The organism is Enterobacteriaceae endosymbiont of Donacia crassipes (genome assembly GCF_012569785.1).
GTDB lineage: Bacteria > Pseudomonadota > Gammaproteobacteria > Enterobacterales > Enterobacteriaceae.
Genome location: NZ_CP046202.1, coordinates 1 through 636 on the forward strand (window position 1 = coordinate 1; position 636 = coordinate 636).

A 636-nucleotide genomic window follows, 5' to 3' on the forward strand; every position below is an offset into this window, starting at 1 on the left:
ATGATTAATCAAATTCCTATAACCTTACAAGGTATAAAAAAATTACGTAAAGAATTAAAAAAATTAAAAAATATAGAAAGACCTAAAATTATTAATTCTATTATAGATGCTAGAAAACATGGTGATTTAAAAGAAAATGCAGAGTATCAATCAGCTCGTGAATTACAAAGTTTTTGTGAAGGACGTATTCAAGAAATAGAAAATAAATTATCAAATGCAAATATTATAGATGTAACTAAAATTATACATAATAATAAAATTACTTTTGGGTCTACTATTTGTATAGTAAATATATTAACTAATAAAATTATTTCTTACCAAATTGTAGGACATGATGAATCAGATTTAAAAAATAATTTAATTTCGATTAATGCTCCTCTTGCTAGAGCGTTAATTGGTAAAAAAAAAAATAATATTGTTAAAGTAAAAACACCTGGAGGAATTATAAAATATAAAGTTTTAAATATTAAATATATTTAATATTTAAATTTGACTTTATTATTATTTTAGAATAATATTGTAAAATACAATAGAGAAATTTTTATATTTGAAAGTTTCTTATGTTTTTTTAAAATTTATCAGAAAATATATGTGGACATTCAATTTTTAGAAAATTTTTATTTTGTATTATATTTT

Annotated in this window: 1 protein-coding gene; it reads left to right on the plus strand. The window is 18.9% G+C overall.

From position 1 onward, the window contains the following. Complete coding sequence (greA, locus tag GJT95_RS00005; RefSeq protein ID WP_169785764.1) at positions 1-480, plus strand: transcription elongation factor GreA; 480 nt, start codon at positions 1-3, stop codon at positions 478-480. Positions 481-636 lie beyond the last annotated feature (156 nt).

What these genes read in the sequence shown, in the direction of transcription:
- greA (WP_169785764.1), top strand. Translation starts at nt 1, where the DNA reads ATGATTAATCAAATTCCTATAACCTTACAAGGTATAAAAAAATTACGT.